At 61.0% G+C, this 16,688-nt stretch carries 14 protein-coding genes and 4 pseudogenes; 9 read left to right on the top strand and 9 right to left on the bottom strand.

Annotation, left to right across the window (positions count from 1 at the left end):
- The 3 genes and pseudogenes from PAF17_RS15405 to PAF17_RS15395 all read left to right on the top strand — a co-directional run.
- The coding region (locus PAF17_RS15405) for a hypothetical protein (RefSeq protein ID WP_456299655.1) at positions 1-251 on the top strand (251 nt) is incomplete at its 5' end.
- Between the two features lies 1 nt (position 252).
- Entirely contained in the window at positions 253-573 is a 321-nt protein-coding gene (locus PAF17_RS15400) for a hypothetical protein (protein ID WP_271889990.1), read from the top strand.
- Positions 574-986: 413 nt separating this feature from the next.
- Positions 987-1,118, top strand: a pseudogene (locus PAF17_RS15395) (helix-turn-helix domain-containing protein); the annotation flags it as partial.
- A gap of 49 nt (positions 1,119-1,167) precedes the next feature.
- Here the strand turns inward: PAF17_RS15395 and PAF17_RS15390 are convergent.
- Positions 1,168-1,492 (bottom strand): annotated as a pseudogene (locus PAF17_RS15390) (transposase); the annotation flags it as partial.
- A 64-nt stretch (positions 1,493-1,556) separates the two neighbouring features.
- Between PAF17_RS15390 and PAF17_RS15385 the strand changes: the two are divergent.
- Positions 1,557-1,920: pseudogene (locus PAF17_RS15385) on the top strand (transposase); the annotation flags it as partial.
- An 18-nt stretch (positions 1,921-1,938) separates the two neighbouring features.
- Positions 1,939-2,040 (top strand): annotated as a pseudogene (locus PAF17_RS20240) (IS30 family transposase); the annotation flags it as partial.
- A 55-nt stretch (positions 2,041-2,095) separates the two neighbouring features.
- Here the strand turns inward: PAF17_RS20240 and lpxB are convergent.
- From lpxB to PAF17_RS15345, 8 genes are all read right to left on the bottom strand, one after another.
- A complete protein-coding gene (gene lpxB, locus PAF17_RS15380; protein WP_271889989.1) occupies positions 2,096-3,238 on the bottom strand; it encodes a lipid-A-disaccharide synthase in 1,143 nt (380 codons plus the stop codon).
- A gap of 60 nt (positions 3,239-3,298) precedes the next feature.
- Positions 3,299-4,096, bottom strand: coding sequence for an LpxI family protein (locus PAF17_RS15375; protein WP_271889988.1), 798 nt, complete (start codon positions 4,094-4,096; stop codon positions 3,299-3,301).
- The gene (gene lpxA, locus PAF17_RS15370) at positions 4,093-4,884 is read right to left on the bottom strand and encodes an acyl-ACP--UDP-N-acetylglucosamine O-acyltransferase (RefSeq protein WP_271889987.1); all 792 of its coding nucleotides are present in this window, start codon (positions 4,882-4,884) and stop codon (positions 4,093-4,095) included. The genes PAF17_RS15375 and lpxA overlap by 4 nt, the downstream gene beginning before the upstream one ends.
- Entirely contained in the window at positions 4,877-5,356 is a 480-nt protein-coding gene (gene fabZ, locus PAF17_RS15365; protein ID WP_271889986.1) for a 3-hydroxyacyl-ACP dehydratase FabZ, read from the bottom strand. The genes lpxA and fabZ overlap by 8 nt, the downstream gene beginning before the upstream one ends.
- A gap of 77 nt (positions 5,357-5,433) precedes the next feature.
- Positions 5,434-7,545, bottom strand: a complete 2,112-nt coding sequence (locus PAF17_RS15360) for a hypothetical protein (RefSeq protein WP_271889985.1) — start codon at positions 7,543-7,545, stop codon at positions 5,434-5,436.
- Positions 7,542-10,304: a DUF4159 domain-containing protein gene (locus PAF17_RS15355; protein ID WP_271889994.1), complete on the bottom strand. Its 2,763-nt coding sequence runs from the start codon at positions 10,302-10,304 to the stop codon at positions 7,542-7,544. The genes PAF17_RS15360 and PAF17_RS15355 overlap by 4 nt, the downstream gene beginning before the upstream one ends.
- Positions 10,304-11,173, bottom strand: a complete 870-nt coding sequence (locus tag PAF17_RS15350; RefSeq protein WP_271889984.1) for a DUF58 domain-containing protein — start codon at positions 11,171-11,173, stop codon at positions 10,304-10,306. Before PAF17_RS15350 ends, PAF17_RS15355 begins: the two co-directional genes overlap by 1 nt.
- A 7-nt stretch (positions 11,174-11,180) precedes the next feature.
- Entirely contained in the window at positions 11,181-12,188 is a 1,008-nt protein-coding gene (locus PAF17_RS15345) for an AAA family ATPase (protein WP_271889983.1), read from the bottom strand.
- A 64-nt stretch (positions 12,189-12,252) separates the two neighbouring features.
- On the opposite strand from PAF17_RS15345, the gene PAF17_RS15340 reads away from it, so the two are divergent.
- The 4 genes from PAF17_RS15340 to PAF17_RS15325 all read left to right on the top strand — a co-directional run bounded on the left by PAF17_RS15340 (position 12,253) and on the right by PAF17_RS15325 (position 16,688).
- Positions 12,253-12,801: a DUF1285 domain-containing protein gene (locus PAF17_RS15340; protein ID WP_271889982.1), complete on the top strand. Its 549-nt coding sequence runs from the start codon at positions 12,253-12,255 to the stop codon at positions 12,799-12,801.
- Positions 12,802-12,809: 8 nt separating this feature from the next.
- A complete protein-coding gene (locus PAF17_RS15335; protein WP_271889981.1) occupies positions 12,810-13,595 on the top strand; it encodes a hydroxypyruvate isomerase family protein in 786 nt (261 codons plus the stop codon).
- A gap of 237 nt (positions 13,596-13,832) precedes the next feature.
- Positions 13,833-15,653 (top strand): translational GTPase TypA, encoded by a 1,821-nt coding sequence (gene typA, locus PAF17_RS15330; RefSeq protein ID WP_271889980.1) that lies wholly within the window; start codon positions 13,833-13,835, stop codon positions 15,651-15,653.
- A gap of 336 nt (positions 15,654-15,989) precedes the next feature.
- Positions 15,990-16,688: a TetR-like C-terminal domain-containing protein gene (locus tag PAF17_RS15325; protein ID WP_271889979.1), complete on the top strand. Its 699-nt coding sequence runs from the start codon at positions 15,990-15,992 to the stop codon at positions 16,686-16,688.

Raw genomic sequence — 16,688 nt, 5'->3', positions numbered from 1 at the left:
GCTGGAAGGGCGTCCTGCTGCCCTACCGCATCTTCGATCCGGCCCAGCAGCGCGTCACCCATGCCGCGATCAGCGAGAACAAGCGCCACGGCGACGTGCGGGCATTCATCAAGGCGCAGGCCGTGCAGTGTTTCCTCGCGGAAGTGGTAAAGCCGCTCGCAGCGGTCCACCATACCGAAACGATTTTTGCCCTGAAAACACACAAAGAGACGGCGGCGATGCGTATCGCGCCCGCAGCCGATGGAGAATGAGATGATTGAAGTTTTGTTGAAAGGCGTTGGTGTTGGCGTGGCCGTTGCTGCGCCTGTGGGCCCGATTGGACTGTTATGCATCAAGCGTACACTCGCTGATGGAAAAGCCTCTGGCATGGCCTCAGGCCTTGGGGCGTCGGTCGATATGCCGACCTACCGATCCAACGGGGCACGCAACATCTATGTCGCGAATATGATGCTTTGGGGTCCGGGGTTCTTCACCAGCTCGGCTTTCATGATGGCACTGGTAGCGGAGCAGGTCCTGAAGACCATGTTCGCAACTGAAATCCCAATAGCATCACCTCAGTTGGAGACCACCTGACATGTCCGTTTAACAGCGGACAAAACTGAAAGGAAATGAGCCATGTATACGATGCTTCTATGGCTGCTTAGGACAGCCTGCGCTCTCAGTGGAGTGGACAGCGAACATCTCGAAAGAGCGAGTGCGTCGCGGAGAGCAATGACCCTCGAAGGTTACTGCCGTTAGTCTTCAGTGACCGCGGTTAATTCATCAAGGCGGACATTCCCCGCCATGTTGTCAACGGCAGGTTTTCCCGCACACCGGACCTTCGCGCATCATCATGACCGCCGCCGGCACCGTCCCTACGGCCCTTTATGGAGAGAGTGGGCCGGGGCCGGCTCATCACTTCTTCGCGTCGGTAGCGACATTTCTAAATAGCTGGCAACGCGGCATTTTAACTTGGTGACAACATTTCCTTGTACGGAGGATTATGAATGGGACGCTGCTACCCTCACCTGAATTTGGAAGAACGCCGCAAGATCGGCAAGTGGCGTGAAGCCAGAATGCCTATTCCGGAGATTGCCGACCGGTTGGATCGCGCGCCATCGACAATCTATCGCGAGTTGACATGAAAGCCGTTGAAATGGACCCCCGGCACCCGGCACCCGGCACATGGCACATGGCGCGGACGCCGAACTCTTCGCGATGCGCCCGGATGAAGGCGTGCTTCATTAGGACCCTCGCGCGAAGTACGCCGTTGCTTTTTTAGGATGTCGCGCTCCTCGGCGACCCGAGCGAGTTCGCGCTTCAGGCGCCGGTTCTCCGCCTCGTGGTCCACGACCGCCTTCTGCGCCGGTTCTCCGAACAGCTTCAGCCGCTTGTACAGAGAGTGCGTGCTGACGCCCAACCGCCGGGACACCTCCCACACCGGATATCCCCGGACCGTGATCTGATGCACCGCATCGCGCTTGAAATCGTCGCTGTAGCTGTTTGTCCCCATGGTCGGTCTCATCGCCTCAAAGTTGCGGGGCAAAGCGTCTACAAATCTAAGCGGCGCCTCACAAGGCAAGTGGAACGCGCGCAAGCTTGGTGTACCAAACGCCGCATCTGGCGCAAGATACATGTGGGGATCGACGAGGTGGCGCTGGAAATGCGGGCGGTGGAGGTCACGGCGCGCAAGGTGGACGACGCACCCATGTTGCCGGAATTGATTGATCAAATCCCGGTCGATCAGACCATCGGATCAATGCCGCGGACGGGGCCTATGTCACGCGCAGATGCCATGACGCGATTACTGCGCGCGGCGCTCATGCCGTCATCCCGCCGCGCAAGAATGCCAAACTCTTGAAACTCTCAAGCGTCGATGCCATCGCTCGCAACGAGGCAGTGAATGCAGCGCTATATCTGGGTCGAGCTATCTGGCGACGATGAATTGCATCAAACTTCATGAAAACCATTCGAGAGCGCCTGAACGAATCCCCGAGGAAGTGTCTTGGATGGCGAACCTCAACCGAGGTCTGCCGGGAAGAGATGAAGAAGCTGAGATAGGGGAAACTGTCGCACGGGGCCTGAGACAGCAGTGAAAACAGGAGAGCCAGCCTGTTCAGATCACGTTCAGTACCGAACGTGCGGCGCGCAAGCCAGGTGCTTCTCCACCTTTGCCCAACCGGTCCATGGTCAGGTCCATCGCGTCAAGTTGCGACTTGCGTGTCGCAGGGTCCTCCAACACGTCCTGCAGGGATCTGGCGATCGGACCAGGCTGACATTCCCGGCCCAGAAATTCAGGAATGTTGCGGGTCTCGCTGACCAGGTTGACCAATGTCACGGTGTCGGTTCGCAGCAACATCCCGATGATCATGCGGCTGATTGGCGCCATATCATATCCGATGACCATTGGGATGCGATTGGCCGCCAGTTCAAGGCTGACGGTGCCCGACGCGGCAAGGGCCAGATCCGCCGCCGCGAAAGCCGCCAGTTTTTCATTGCTATCCTCAACCACGATCGGTGCCGTCGGCCAGCGCCGCGCCATGTCGCGCACCATATGCGCCACCCCCGGAACGGTCGGCAGGACAACACGCAATTCAGGCACGCGATCGCGCAATTGCATCAGCGCCTCGTCAAAGCGGGCGGCAAGACGCCCGACCTCGGATTTACGTGAACCGGGAAGGCACAGAACCAGCGGTGCGTCAGGGGCAATGCCGCGTTGGTCACGAAACAGCGCCGCGTCATCTGGTCCGGCAACCTGCGCGGTAGCGACGGGGTGACCGACAAAGTCGCAGCTCATGCCGGCGGCCTGCATCAACGGCGGCTCGAAAGGCAGCAAGGCCAGAACATGGTCGATCACCTTTGCCATCTTCAATGCCCGCCCCGGACGCCACGCCCAGACCGACGGCGCCACATAGTGCACCGTCCGCAAGCCGGGTGTCAGTTCGCGCGCCGCGCTGGCGACACGCAAACAGAAATCGGGACTGTCGATGGTGATTAGTGCGGCGGGTTTTTCGTCGCCGACCGCCTGCGCGGTTTGTGCAATGCGACGTTTCAGATGCCGGTATTTCGGCAGCACTTCCCACAGCCCCATCAGGCTTAGTTCTTCCATCGGGAAAAGCGAGCTCAACCCCTGCGCCTGCATCGCAGCGCCGCCGATTCCGACAAACTCGACCTCGGGACACAATTCGCGCAATCCCGCCATCAGAGCGGCACCCAGATGGTCACCCGAAGGTTCGCCAGCGATCACGAAAAACTTCATCTCTCGCCTCCGATAGCCAGATCCCGATCATGCCGTGAACATGACACGACCGCTAGCAGATCAATCGCGCGCCCACAGGAACAGCCCCGCTTCCGTGGCGGCGGACACGGTCCGATCACGATCAAGAACAATGACGCCACCCGCCTGCCAGGCGATCCCCGCCAGACCCGCCGCTGCAGCCTGGGCTACGGTATCGGGTCCGATCGTGGGTAAATCTATGCGTCGGTCCTGTGTCGGTTTCGGCGCCTTGAAAAACACCCCTTTTGCACCATCGGGATTGGGGCGCAACTCGCGGTGCCGGCCCGCAAATTCCAACATCGCCGCCGTTCCGGGCAAGGTTTCAAGCGCAAGGCAAAGCCCTTGCGCAACCACCACGCCCTGACCAATATCGAACTGGCCGGTCCCTGCCAGAATGGCGGCGCCCTGGGCTGCGTCGCGCCGATCCGCCTCACTGGGATCTCCGGTCAGGACCCCCGATTGCGGCACCAGATCGGGAAGGATCTCATCGACGCCGCAGACCTTCAGATCATATTCCTCGAAAATATCCAGAACCTCGCGCAGGGCGGCATCATCTCCTGACTGCATGGCCGTCAGGATACGCGGCACGAGCTGTGCCGTGCGGGGATCGAAGGCCTCGGGTTCCAGGCGCGGCCTGCGAATTGCGCCCACAAAAATGACCTTGTCGACATCCGCGTTGATCAGTTGATCCAGAAACGGCACCAGACGTTCGATTCTGAATGGCTGCGCGGGAACTGCGGGTTCAAACCCCTCCAACGCGTAAACCAATGGGGAATCCAGCGCGGCAACCAGGGTTTCGACCAAGGCACCCTGCCCCGCGATAATGGCAGTTCTGCTCATGCCGGCCTCGGAGAGAGAAAGGACCGATCCGAGGGGCCAAGCACGAAATCAAGGACTTCGCGTTCCATGTCTGTGACCTCGCCTTCTACACGGATCCGGGCGGTTTCACGCATCGCCCCCTGCCCAAGATCCCCCAGCAAGGCCCGCAGAGCCGCGATATCCGCACGGCTTGCGCCGCGTCGCTTCAACCCGACAAGATTCAGTCCGTCCAGATGTCCGCGCGGCCCCTGCACCAAACCGTATGGAATGACATCGGCCGTGACCATCGTCACCGCGCCAATCATTGCCCCGCGCCCGATGCGCACCCATTGATGCACGCCCGAATGCCCGCCAACGATCACATCGTCTTCCAGCACGCAATGGCCGGCCACGGATACGTTGTTGACCAAGATGACCTTGTTTCCGATCCGGCAATCATGGGCCACATGCGAACCGGCCATGAACAGCCCGTCATCGCCGACAACGGTAACCCTGCCCCCACCTTCGGTGCCGGGATTCATCGTCACATATTCGCGAATGCGATTGCGGGCGCCGATCTCCAACCGGACCTGCTCACCCCGATATTTCAGGTCCTGGGGAACTTCACCGATCGAGGCAAAGGGAAATATCTCGGTTTCGGCACCGATCGAGGTATCGCCGGTGACCACGACATGCGATTTAAGCACGACGCCATCACCAAGCCGGACATCCGGCCCAACCACGCAGAACGGGCCGATCCTGACCCCGGCGCCCAGTTCCGCCTCTGGCGCGACAACGGCCGAAGGATGGATCCCGGACTGATCAGCCATTGGGATTGAGATCCATCATGGCGGTGAAATCAGCCGATGCGGCAAGCTGCCCATCAACCTTTGCCTCGCCATGGAATTTCCAGATCTTGCCGCCGCCGCGCATCACGGTGCAGTGCAATTCCAGCACATCGCCCGGCACGACCATGCGGCGAAACTTGCAATTGTCGATCCCCATGAAATAGGTCAGCATCGCCTTGTCGACCAGATCCATGCTGATCCCGACAACCACGGCCGATGTCTGGGCCATGGCCTCGATGATGGTCACGCCGGGCATGATCGGGCGACTTGGGAAATGGCCTTCGAAATGCGGTTCGTTGCAGGTCACGTTCTTGATGCCCACCGCACCTTTGTTCGGAACGATGTCACGGACCTTGTCGATGAACAGAAACGGATAACGATGCGGGATAAGGCGTTTGATCAGGGCCAGATCAGCCTCGGTATGGGGGGCGGGTTGACGTGTTGCGTCGGCCATAAGCGTTCCTTCGGTCGATTTCATTTCGGTTAACAACGCGGCGGCGACTTGGCAAGCTTAACGGCGCCAATGGGATGCTAGGCTCGACGACCGAAATCGCGGTTTCGTCCTTCGACCAGCCAGCCAAGAAGCGCGAATCCGCCAATCAGGCACAACCATATCCAATCAGGCAACAGCGGCCGCCGGCTGAGACCCGTCACGGTCTCTGCCTGTCTTGGGGTAATGCCGATCCAGTCCTTGCTGACCCCCCGCCCATAGGCGCGCGATCCTTGGCTGACATGGCGCAGATCGGGAATGCCATCGGACAAATGTACGATCCTGCCCCCAGTTGCCTCGACAAGCGAAGCCAGCTGATCGCCGCGTGCAACCATGCGTTCAAATTCCCGCGGTGCCGCAGGCCCAAGTGCGAGAACACGTTCCAGCTGACCATCTTGCAACCGGTACAGCCCCGCGGATGGCGCACGCCAGTTCGCCGTGAAACGTCCGGTTCCCTGGCTTTGCAGGTCAAGCTGTTCGACAGTGCCATCGGGATACGTAATTTCCAACGGACCGGCGCTGTCGCGCATGGTGCGCCGCGTAAAGCGCACATCCAGACCGCCAGACACATCGGCCAGCAGCGCCTCTTCTTCCAGCTCCGGCTCTTTCATGGACCAATGCGCGATGCGCCGCAGCAGCTCAAGCTGGGGGCCGCCGCCTTCGAAACCGCGCCCCCACAACCACACCTGATCCGAGGTCAACATCGCCACCCGCCCGTCGCCGACCCGGTTCAGCAACAATAACGGCTTTTCCTCGGCACCGGTCATGACGGTCGCCACATCGGGTTCGGGCGTCACCTCGGTCATGCGCAGCCAACGCCCCCAGGACCCGGAATCACCATCCGGAGCACCCGACAGGCCCGAGGTCACAGGATGGCGTTCGCCATCGGCGGTCAGCTGCGGCAGGAATGGTTCGTCAATGACGCGCCCGGTCGGATAGGCGGGCAGAATCCCGCCCATCGGCGACAGGTTCAGGCTTTCGACGCTTGCCATTTCAGGACCGGCCGCAACCAGAATTGCGCCGCCATTCTCGACATACCGGACAATATTGCGGAAATAATCCGGTGGCAGGATCCCTCGCACACGATAGCGGTCAAAGATGATCAGATCGAAATCATCGATCCGCTCCAGAAACAGCTCTCGGGTCGGAAAGGCGATCAGCGAAAGCTCATCGACGGGAACGCCATCCGATTTGTCGGGTGGGCGCAGGATCGTGAAGTGAATCAGATCAACGGCGGCATCAGATTTCAAAAGGTTGCGCCAGGTGCGTTCCCCGGCGTGGGGTTCGCCTGAAACCAACAACACCCGCAGCCTGTCACGAACGCCATTGATGCTGATCGCGGCGCTGTTGTTCTGGTCGCTCAGCTCCGGTGGACCATCGCCATCCGCGATCGGATCAAGCGCGATCCGGACCACATTCTGGCCCGCATGATCTATCTGCACGGGCAGATCCAGTGAGGTGTCAACCGGAACCGCGAATGTCTGATCTTCGCCGCCATCGATGCTGATATGCAGATTGACCGCACCTTGACGCGCCCCGGCAGGCACCTGACCTTCATCCGCGATGCGAAGCCTGATCCGCGCTTCCTGATCTATCAGGGCAAATGCCGGCGCTTCTTCGATCACCAGCCGCCGATCCCAGTCTTGGGGCCGGCCGGTCAACAGGACGTGAAAGGGCGCGGGGATTTCATCCGGCAGGATTTGTGAATCATGCAGCAAACCATCCGTGACGGCCACAACCCCGGCGATACGATCACCCGGTTCTGCCGCGATCGCCTGTGACAGCCCGCCCCCGAGCAAGGTTCCATCAGGATCATCGGCAATGGACACCCGGCGTAATTCAGCATTGGGCAGCGAAGCGATTTGCGCGGCGATGCTGTCTGCGGCATCGTCGGTCTGAGCGGGACGGTCGGCAACCCCCTGGCTGGCAGTGCGATCCTCCAGCATGATCACGATGTCACTCAGCCCGGATCTTTGGCCACGCTCGATCGCCGGCCCGGCAAGGGCCGCAGCCAGTGCAAGGCCCGCAAGGCCGCGCCAGACCCATCCCCGCAAACCGCGCCACAACGCGAATCCCGCCACCAACAGCGCAAGCCCGGCCAATATTGCCGGGATCATCAGGGGCAGCGAAGGATCAAACCGCAACTGGATCATGGACCGCCCCCCTCTTCGATGCGCAGCCGATCCAGCAATTCAGGGACATGCACCTGATCGGATTTATAGTTTCCGGTCAACACATACATGATCAGGTTGATCCCGAACCGAAAGGCCATCTCGCGCTGTCTTTCGCCTTCCCATCCGCGCCCGACCGGAAACCGCGCATAGCCGCCATCATCGATGGCCCAGGCCTCGGCCCAGCCATTGGCGCCGATCACCACCGGCGTCACGCCGTCATTCAGCTGCCGAAAACCGACGGGATCGGCGCTGTCTTCGCGGGCTGGCGGGGCTTCGACCCATACGGGGTTTCCGTCCCAACGTCCGGGAAAGTCGCCAAGCAAATAGAAGGTCCGCGTCAGAACATGATCTTCGGGAACCGGCGCAAGAGGTGGAATTTCCAAAGGCGCTGCAAGACGTCTGAGGGCCTGGGACATATCCGGACCGCCCACCCCCGCAACATCCCCATCATTCGTATCGAACAGGATCATCCCGCCGGATCGCAGGAAATGATTGAGCCGCAGATACGCGCCCGGCGACGGGGCGGGCTGGTCGTCAGTCACCGGCCAATACAGGAAAGTCAGCAAGGCAAGATCATCATTGTCCAGATCGATGCCGATCGGCTCTCCCGGTTCGACCGACGTCCGCTGACGCAACGCAAAGGACAGCCCCGCCAGCCCTTCTTGCGAGGTTTGATCGGTAGCGGGATCCCCCGTCAGAACATAGGCCAGCGCCACCTCGTCCGCGGCCCGAACCAGTTCGGGATCCGGCATCACGCCATCCTGTGCACGGGTCTCGGTCGCGGGCTGCATCAAGGCCAGCAAAATCGCCAGGACCGCAATTCGCCCGCCCCGCACCACCAACGCAGACCCAAGCGCATCGAATGCCAGCAGGATCGCCGCAAGACCCAGTAAATATCCACGCAAGAACATTCCCGGATCCGCGTCATCCTGTTCGATCTGCGCGTTGCCCCAGCGTGCCGTTGTGACCGGCCCGCCTGCATTCAGCGCGCGGCGCCGTTCGGATGCGCCATAGATCCCGGCGGGCCGGTCAGGACCGGGACCGGCGTCCAGTTCTTCGCCGGCGACCGGGGCCAGTCCATCGATCGAAGTCGTGCGACCAAATCCATCCAGCGTGCTGATCGGCGTCCAGAAGGTTTCCGCGCCCTGATCAATGGCGGTCAGATCGTTGCTGACGCGGGCCATAGCGACAAGCCGTTCCAGCATTTTCACAAAGGCCCCTGACAAGGGAAGGTTCGACCAATCAGGATTTGCGGTCACATGAAACAGGACAACCTGACCCTGCCCAAGGCGCTGACGGGTGACCAAGGGGGTGTTATCGGACAGGGATGCAATGGTGCGCTGCGAAAGCTCGGGTGAGGGCTGCGCCATAAGCTGTGCGCGAATAGCCACATCGGCGGGCGCTTCAAGACCGGCAAATATTCCATCGGCAGCAAATGGAAGCAATCCGCGCGGATCACCCCAGCTTAGCGCACCGCCAATGTCACGCCCGCCCTGACGCAGATCGACCGGTAGCAAAGGTTCTGCAGTCAGATCCTCATAGGCGGCCATTCGCGGGCCAGCGAAACGGATCAGGATACCCCCTTCTTCGACCCATTCCGACAGTTGGGGCGCGTCAGCCATATCCACCTGATCCGCCACGATCACAACGTCAGGTGCCGCGTCAAGCACATCGCCCAGCCCGCCCTCGGAAATGTCCGCGCCGGGGGCAAGGGCGCGGCGCAGATAGAACAGGGGCGACAGAAGCTGCTGACCTTCACCCTGGTTGTCGGCATCACCGACCAATCCCACCTTGCGCCGACGCACACGGTCATCGGCCAGAAGAACCGCCCCGGCATGACGCTGACCGTCGATCTCGAAGCGGCTCACCCGATTGCGCAGTTCCGGGGGCATTGCTATCGGAATCGCACGCTGGTTCCCATCCTCGACAACATTGGGACCATCGCCTCGAAAGCGTGCCAATTCGCGTTCGATCCCCTGCGGATCAGGGCCAATGGCGACAATCTCGGGCACATTGTCCTGCGGCGCATTCCTCAACAGCAAGGTGGGTTCATCCGCCTCGCTGAGCGCAAGCGTCACGGGCCGGACGGAGGGTGCGAAAACACGCAATTCCCCGCGTTCGATCAAGGTGGATTGCCATTGATCGTGACCGGGGTGATCCAATCCGTCGGAAATCCACAGGGTTGTCAGCCGACCATCCGGAAGGTTCGCCAAGACCTCTTCCGGGTCAGCCGGGTAAGTCGTGGGCCATGCCACCGGCTGCGCCCCACGCACCTGCCCCAACAAAGCCTGCCCGGTATCAAACGACAACGCAGCGCGATCATTGCGCCCGTCAGCGATCAACAGAGCGGCCGGTTTGCCCTTGGAATTGGCGGCTTTCAGGGCGGATTCGGCACGTTCCTGCCGGATCGACCAGTCAGGGGCCGCGGCCCAGCCCGCATCAAGTATGACAAGAAGCGCATCATCCAGATCGGCCTGTGCCACCGGCTTCCATACCGGTCCCGCCAACCCCAGAACAAGTGCCGCGATGGCCATCATCCGCAACAGCAGCAACCACCAGGGCGTTCGTTGCGCAACCGGGTCACGATCGGTCAACCCCTGCAACAAGGCGACGCCGGGAAACAGGACACGTCGCGGGGCCGGCGGCATGGCCCGCAATATCAGCCACAGCACCGGCAGGGCAATCAATGCCGTCAGCACCCATGGCGCAGCAAACCCGATGGGACCAAGAACCAGCATCAACGCCCCAATATCTGATACAGCCATCCAAGCAGATGCGCCGGGGCCTGATCTGTGCCGTGATGGTTGAAATACCATCCAGCCAGCTCGGCATGGCTGCGCAGCCAGTCGCGGCGCCGTGCAAGGCGCATCAGGTATTCATCGCGCAACCCCGCGGCGTCGCGGCTGTCGTGGCGCTGTTGCCCGGCAAGGGACCGAAAGGCAACAGCCCCTTGAAACGGAAAACTCTCCTCATCCGGGTCCAGCACCTGAACCAGCACGCCGGATACGCCCAGCCCCGCTGCACGGGTCAACAGCGGTTCCACCCAATCGCAATCGGAAAGGAAATCCGAAATGATGATCAGGCGTTGATTTGGTCGCAGATCGTCAGGGGCTGGCGCATCGCTGTCTTCATCCGCAATCGGTGCCGAAGCCAGGGATCGGGCCAGGAAACCGGCCTGAAAGCGCCCTTGCCGGGCCGGATGCCCCAGCAGGCCGACCTTTTCACCGCCACGCAGCAGCACCATCGCCATCGCCAACGCCAGAACCTGTGCCCGTTGCGCTTTCGTTGGCCGCGATTGCGATCCGCCATAGGCCATGCCCTTTCCGGTCGACACCCAAAGCTTGACGGTCTGGGCCGACTGCGCCTCGCGGTCGCGCACGAACTGCGTGTCCGACCTTGCCGAGCGACGCCAATCGATCGCCCGCGCCGTGTCGCCGGTTCCCGCAGGGCGGTATTGCCAGAAGTCTTCGCCCGTCCCGGCCCGCCGCAACCCATGCGTGCCGGGGGCCACCATGGCGGCCAGCCGTTCCGCCGACAGGATCAGCCCCGGCAACGCGGCGCTGGCTTCCTCGGCACGGGCGCGAAGATCGGCGGATGTCGCGGTCACATCGCCCTCATGCGGCTTTCTGGCCGTTCAGCCGTTGCCCGACCACCTGCGAGATCACGGCATCGACCGTATCACCGCGGGCGCGCGCCGCGAAGGATAGCGCCATACGATGGCGCAGAACCGGCGGGGCCATGACCTCGACATCTTCAAGCGTCGGGGCAAAGCGACCATTCAGCACTGCGCGCGCGCGCGTCACCAGCATCAATGCCTGTGCTGCACGCGGCCCCGGCCCCCAGATCAGCGACTCCGATACGAAACCCGCAGCCTCGTCCGATCCGGGGCGGCAGGCACGAACCAGATCCAGAATAGCGTCCAGCACGGTTTCACCCACAGGCATCTGGCGGATCAATCTCTGGGCTGCGATCAGGCTTTCACTGTCAAATGCCTGATGCGCGTCCCCCTGTTCAAGACCCGTCGTCGCCAACAGGATGTCGCGTTCGGTTTCACGGGTCGGATAATCGACATCGACCTGCAGCAGGAAACGGTCAAGCTGTGCCTCGGGCAAGGGATAGGTTCCCTCTTGCTCGATCGGGTTCTGGGTTGCCAAAACATGAAAAGGACGCCCAAGCGGGCGATGCTGTCCGCTGACCGTCACTTCACGTTCTTGCATGGCCTGCAACAATGCCGATTGCGTCCGCGGAGAGGCGCGGTTGATTTCATCCGCCATGAGAAGCTGCGTGAATACGGGGCCTTCGATGAACCGGAAGCTGCGCGTTCCGTCGGGCAGAACATCCAGCACCTCTGACCCAAGAATGTCAGCAGGCATCAGGTCCGGGGTGAACTGGATACGCTGGCTGTCCAGCCCCAGTGCCCGCGCCAGGGTCTCGACCAGCATGGTCTTGCCCAGACCGGGTTGCCCGACCAACAGCACATGTCCCCCGGCAAGAACCGCTGCCAACACCTGTTCAACGACCTCGTGCTGCCCCACGAAACGCTGTTCGACACTGGTGCGCGCCGCAACCAGTCGCGCGGCCAGTTCCTGCACCTGCGTCACCAGAATTTCATCCGCGCTCATGACAATGCCCCTCTGCTGCTTTAGACTGGAGCATAGGCAAATCAGCAAGGGGCGACCACATAGAATGCCGGATCACAGTGACAAAAGCGTGAGTGCAGAAGGAATTGCCAAGGAAGCCAGCAAAGCTGCAGCACAAGGTGGTTTGCCGCCGGTCCATCTGTGGAATCCGCCTTTCTGCGGCGATCTGGACATGGAAATCCGCGCGGACGGAACCTGGTTCTATGAAGGCACACCGATCGGACGCCCTGCAATGGTGCGACTGTTTTCAACGGTACTGAAACGCGAGGGCGATGATTTCTTTCTTGTGACCCCGGTCGAGAAGGTCGGAATCCGCGTTCAGGATGCGCCATTCATCGCCACGGATGCGGATATCGATCCGCACGGGATTACCTTCACGACGAATGTCGGCGACCATGTCACCGCGGATGCCGACCATCCGATCATTCTGCGCGGTGACGCAACCGAACCGCGCCCCTATGTGCATGTCCGGGCCGGGCTTGAGGCACTTATTGATCGCAAGACCTTTTACCGTCTGGCGGCCGCTGCCGAGACCGGTCAGGATGGACGTGCGGGCGTCCGCTCTCATGACCAGTTCTTTGCCTTGGAATTCTAGGGGGCACGATGCCACGATTTGCCGCGAACCTGTCGATGATGTTTACCGAATTGCCGATCACCGAACGGTTCGCGGCGGCGGCCGATGCCGGGTTCGAGGCTGTGGAAATCCTGTTTCCCTATGACATAGCTGCGAATCTGCTGTCGCGCGCGGCAATCAGGTCGGGACTGGAAGTCGCGTTGCTGAACACCCCGCCACCGAACTGGGCTGGCGGACCTCGCGGTTTTGCCGCGGTGCCGGGGCTGGAAGAACGGTTCCAAAAGGACTTCGAGCGTGCGCTGCGATTCGCACAGGCCCTGCGGGCCCGCCATATCAATGTCATGGCGGGCAATGCATATGGCCCCGAGGCGCACGAGGTTTTTCGGCGCAACCTGCAATGGGCAACCCAGCGCGCGCCGCATGCCAGCCTGACGATCGAACCGGTCAGCCCCGAGCAAAACCCCGAAAACTTTCTGACCTGTTTCGATCAGGCGGCCGAGATCATCGCATCCGTCGATGCGCCCAATCTCGGGCTGCAACTGGACGTCTTTCACGCCCAGGCCATCACCGCCGACATCGCAACGACATTCACGAAGCATCAGGCGCTGATCCGCCATATTCAGGTGTCCGGCTATCCGGATCGTCACGAACCCACGGGCAACCAGCCTGAATTGCAGGAATTTCTTATCATGCTCGATCAGCTTGGGTATCGTGGATTCGTCGGGGCCGAATACGAGCCTCGCGGGCTGACGACGGCGGGGTTGGGCTGGCTGCAGCGGGCAAAAGCCACGGCGGGGAACCCGACGGCCCCATAGCGGTTGAGTCCGCAACCAGCCAAGGCAACTGGCATCACATGAGGAGAACCCAACCATGAACTCGATCATATATATCGTCGGCCTGGTGGTCGTTGTGCTTTTCATCCTGTCTTTTCTGGGCCTGCGCTAAACCTGCGCGTTCGGAAACATCGCTGATTGGTGATGTGACACGAAGTTACCGCTGGCAATTCGCCGCTTGTTTCGATAGGGCAGCGGCGAATTGTACGGAAGGCTTCCATGGATATCCGCAACATCGCCATCATCGCCCACGTTGACCACGGGAAAACCACCCTGGTCGATCAGCTGTTGAAGCAATCGGGCGCTTTCCGCGAGAATCAGGCCGTCGCCGAGCGCGCGATGGACAATAACGACATCGAACGTGAACGCGGCATCACCATTCTGGCCAAGGCCACTTCGGTCGAATGGAAAGGCACGCGCATCAACATCGTGGACACCCCCGGCCACGCCGATTTCGGCGGTGAGGTCGAGCGCATCCTGTCGATGGTCGATGGTGTCTGCCTGTTGGTCGATGCCGCCGAAGGGCCGATGCCGCAGACCAAATTCGTGACCTCAAAAGCGCTGGCGCTTGGCCTGCGCCCCATCGTGGTGCTGAACAAGGTCGACAAGCCCGCCGCCGAACCCGATCACGCACTGAACGACGTGTTCGATCTGTTCGCCAATCTCGGCGCCAGCGACGAACAGCTCGATTTCCCGCATCTCTATGCGTCGGGGATCGGCGGCTGGTGCGATGACGCGCTGGACGGGCCGCGTCAGGACATGTCGGCGCTGTTCGACAAGATCATTTCGCATGTCGAACCGCCAAAGCAGATCGAAAAGGTCGAGGAACCGTTCCGGATGCTGGCCACCACGCTGGGGGCCGACAACTTTCTTGGCCGTCTTCTGACTGGCCGGGTTGAGTCCGGCCGGGCGAAAGCAGGTGATACGCTCAAGGCGCTTTCGCGTGAGGGCGATCGTATCGAACAATTCCGGATCAGCAAGGTTCTGGCGTTTCGCGGCCTGACACAAACCCCGATCGACGAGGCTGTCGCAGGCGATATCGTGACACTGGCCGGGATGTCGAAAGCCACGGTCGCGGACACCCTGTGCGCGCCCGAAATCGAAACTGCCCTGCCCGCCCAACCGATCGACCCACCGACGATCAGCGTGACTTTTGGCATCAATGACAGCCCCTTGGCCGGACAGGATGGCAAAAAGGTTCAGTCCCGTGTCATCCGCGAACGCCTGATGCGCGAAGCCGAAGTCAATGTCGCCATTCGCGTCGAAGACACCCCCGGCGGCGAGGCTTTCGTGGTTTCGGGACGCGGCGAATTGCAGATGGGTGTTCTGATCGAGAACATGCGCCGCGAGGGTTACGAGCTGTCCATCAGCCGCCCCCGCGTGATCTTCCGCGAGGAAGATGGCGTGCGCATGGAGCCTGTCGAAGAGGTCATCATCGATGTTGATGACGATTATACCGGCGCCGTGATCGAGAAACTGACCGGTGACCGCAAGGGCGACATGGTGGACATGCGCCCCGCCGGTGTCGGCAAGACCAGGATCGTCGCGCATGTGCCGTCACGCGGTTTGATCGGCTATCACGGCGAATTCATGACCGACACCCGTGGCAATGGCGTCCTGAACCGTATTTTCCACGGCTGGGCCCCCTACAAGGGCGCGATTCAGGGACGCCGCCAAGGCGTGCTGATCAGCATGGAAGACGGCGTTTCGGTGGCCTATGCGCTGTGGAACCTGGAAGACCGTGGCAAGATGTTCATCGGCGCCCAGGAACAGCTGTATCAAGGCATGATCATTGGCGAGCATTCGCGCGACAATGACCTTGAGGTCAACCCGCTGAAAGGCAAGAAGCTGACGAATGTGCGCGCCTCGGGTTCCGATGAGGCTGTCCGCCTGACACCGCCGGTGCGCATGTCCCTGGAAGAAGCCATCGCCTATATCAATGACGATGAGCTGGTCGAGGTCACGCCGAAAAACATCCGGTTGAGAAAACGCCATCTCGACCCGCATGAACGCAAGCGTCAGGCCCGCGCAGAAGCCTGATTTTTCTGGCCTTCCCAGACCGCCGCGCAAGAATTTTCTTCGCGGCGGTTGTCCTTTTGTATTAGTTCGCGCTTAACTCTGACTATGTTACGCTAGGTCAAGCAAACCCGTCAGAGAGGCCGCACATGCGTCTCGGTCACGACTTTGCCGCTATCAACCGCATCCCGGCGCACGGCGCCGCAGGGTGCCGGTTGTGTATGACCTATCGTTTCGCAAGCAACGGGTTTCGCTACAATGCGCGCAAAATTATCCTTGCAAATCAGCCGGTTTGCATAGATCTATCAGACAATAAGCAGATATTAGCGATCTCATCCAATCATCCGAATGGAACCTGAGATGGCGATAACCGTTGATCGAGAACCAGCCAATGCCATCGGCGAGCTAAAGGGCGACATGATGGGCAGCCAACAAAACAAGATCGCAGGACTTGGCTTGCACGGTCGAACGATCGTGACCATGCTCGACATGCTGGAGGCATCGCAGACCGCCGTCCCCGATATCGACTCGCTGGCGACACAGCTGGAAGTCAGCGAAGACGATCTGCGACGGATTTTCCCGGATCGGCACGCGGTCATCATCGCCGCAGCCGAACAGGCGATGGTGCGCCTGATGGATGCCTGCGTGAAGGCCGTCGTCCGCGTCGATCCGCAGGATTCGGTGGCGCAGTTCATGGCGCTGGGTGAAGCCTATATCGAATGGGCCGACGCGCATCCCTCGCAGTTCCGCTTGCTGTCCGATGATCGCCTGCTCAATCCCTTGCAGATCCCCAGCCTTCGCCGCTATGCCACATCCTTGGATGAGTTGATGGCGAGAATGCTTGAACGCGCGCGTGATGCCGGGCATCTGGCCGCTGACGAGAATATTCCGCTGATGGTTCTGTCCAGCCGATCCTTCGCCTATGGGCTGGCGCGCATGGTTGTCGATCAACGCATGTGCGAATGGTATCCCGACACGCCGCAGATCGAGGCAGCCAAGATCGCCCTGCATGATTTCGTCAGACGAATCGCGCGCGGCTCGAACCGGCGCACGGGCTGA

The sequence above is a fragment of the Paracoccus onchidii genome (assembly GCF_028294535.1).
In the GTDB taxonomy this organism is placed as follows: domain Bacteria; phylum Pseudomonadota; class Alphaproteobacteria; order Rhodobacterales; family Rhodobacteraceae; genus Paracoccus; species Paracoccus onchidii.
Note: the sequence above shows the minus strand (reverse complement) of the source record. Positions and strands in the feature narration are given on the sequence as shown.

Coding starts and splice junctions, on each gene's coding strand:
- PAF17_RS15400 (WP_271889990.1), top strand. CDS start 253: ATGATTGAAGTTTTGTTGAAAGGCGTTGGTGTTGGCGTGGCCGTTGCT.
- lpxB (WP_271889989.1), bottom strand. CDS start 3,238: ATGAAGTTTTTCGTGATCGCTGGCGAACCTTCGGGTGACCATCTGGGT.
- PAF17_RS15375 (WP_271889988.1), bottom strand. CDS start 4,096: ATGAGCAGAACTGCCATTATCGCGGGGCAGGGTGCCTTGGTCGAAACC.
- lpxA (WP_271889987.1), bottom strand. CDS start 4,884: ATGGCTGATCAGTCCGGGATCCATCCTTCGGCCGTTGTCGCGCCAGAG.
- fabZ (WP_271889986.1), bottom strand. CDS start 5,356: ATGGCCGACGCAACACGTCAACCCGCCCCCCATACCGAGGCTGATCTG.
- PAF17_RS15360 (WP_271889985.1), bottom strand. CDS start 7,545: ATGATCCAGTTGCGGTTTGATCCTTCGCTGCCCCTGATGATCCCGGCA.
- PAF17_RS15355 (WP_271889994.1), bottom strand. CDS start 10,304: ATGCTGGTTCTTGGTCCCATCGGGTTTGCTGCGCCATGGGTGCTGACG.
- PAF17_RS15345 (WP_271889983.1), bottom strand. CDS start 12,188: ATGAGCGCGGATGAAATTCTGGTGACGCAGGTGCAGGAACTGGCCGCG.
- PAF17_RS15340 (WP_271889982.1), top strand. CDS start 12,253: ATGCCGGATCACAGTGACAAAAGCGTGAGTGCAGAAGGAATTGCCAAG.
- PAF17_RS15335 (WP_271889981.1), top strand. CDS start 12,810: ATGCCACGATTTGCCGCGAACCTGTCGATGATGTTTACCGAATTGCCG.
- typA (WP_271889980.1), top strand. CDS start 13,833: ATGGATATCCGCAACATCGCCATCATCGCCCACGTTGACCACGGGAAA.
- PAF17_RS15325 (WP_271889979.1), top strand. CDS start 15,990: ATGGCGATAACCGTTGATCGAGAACCAGCCAATGCCATCGGCGAGCTA.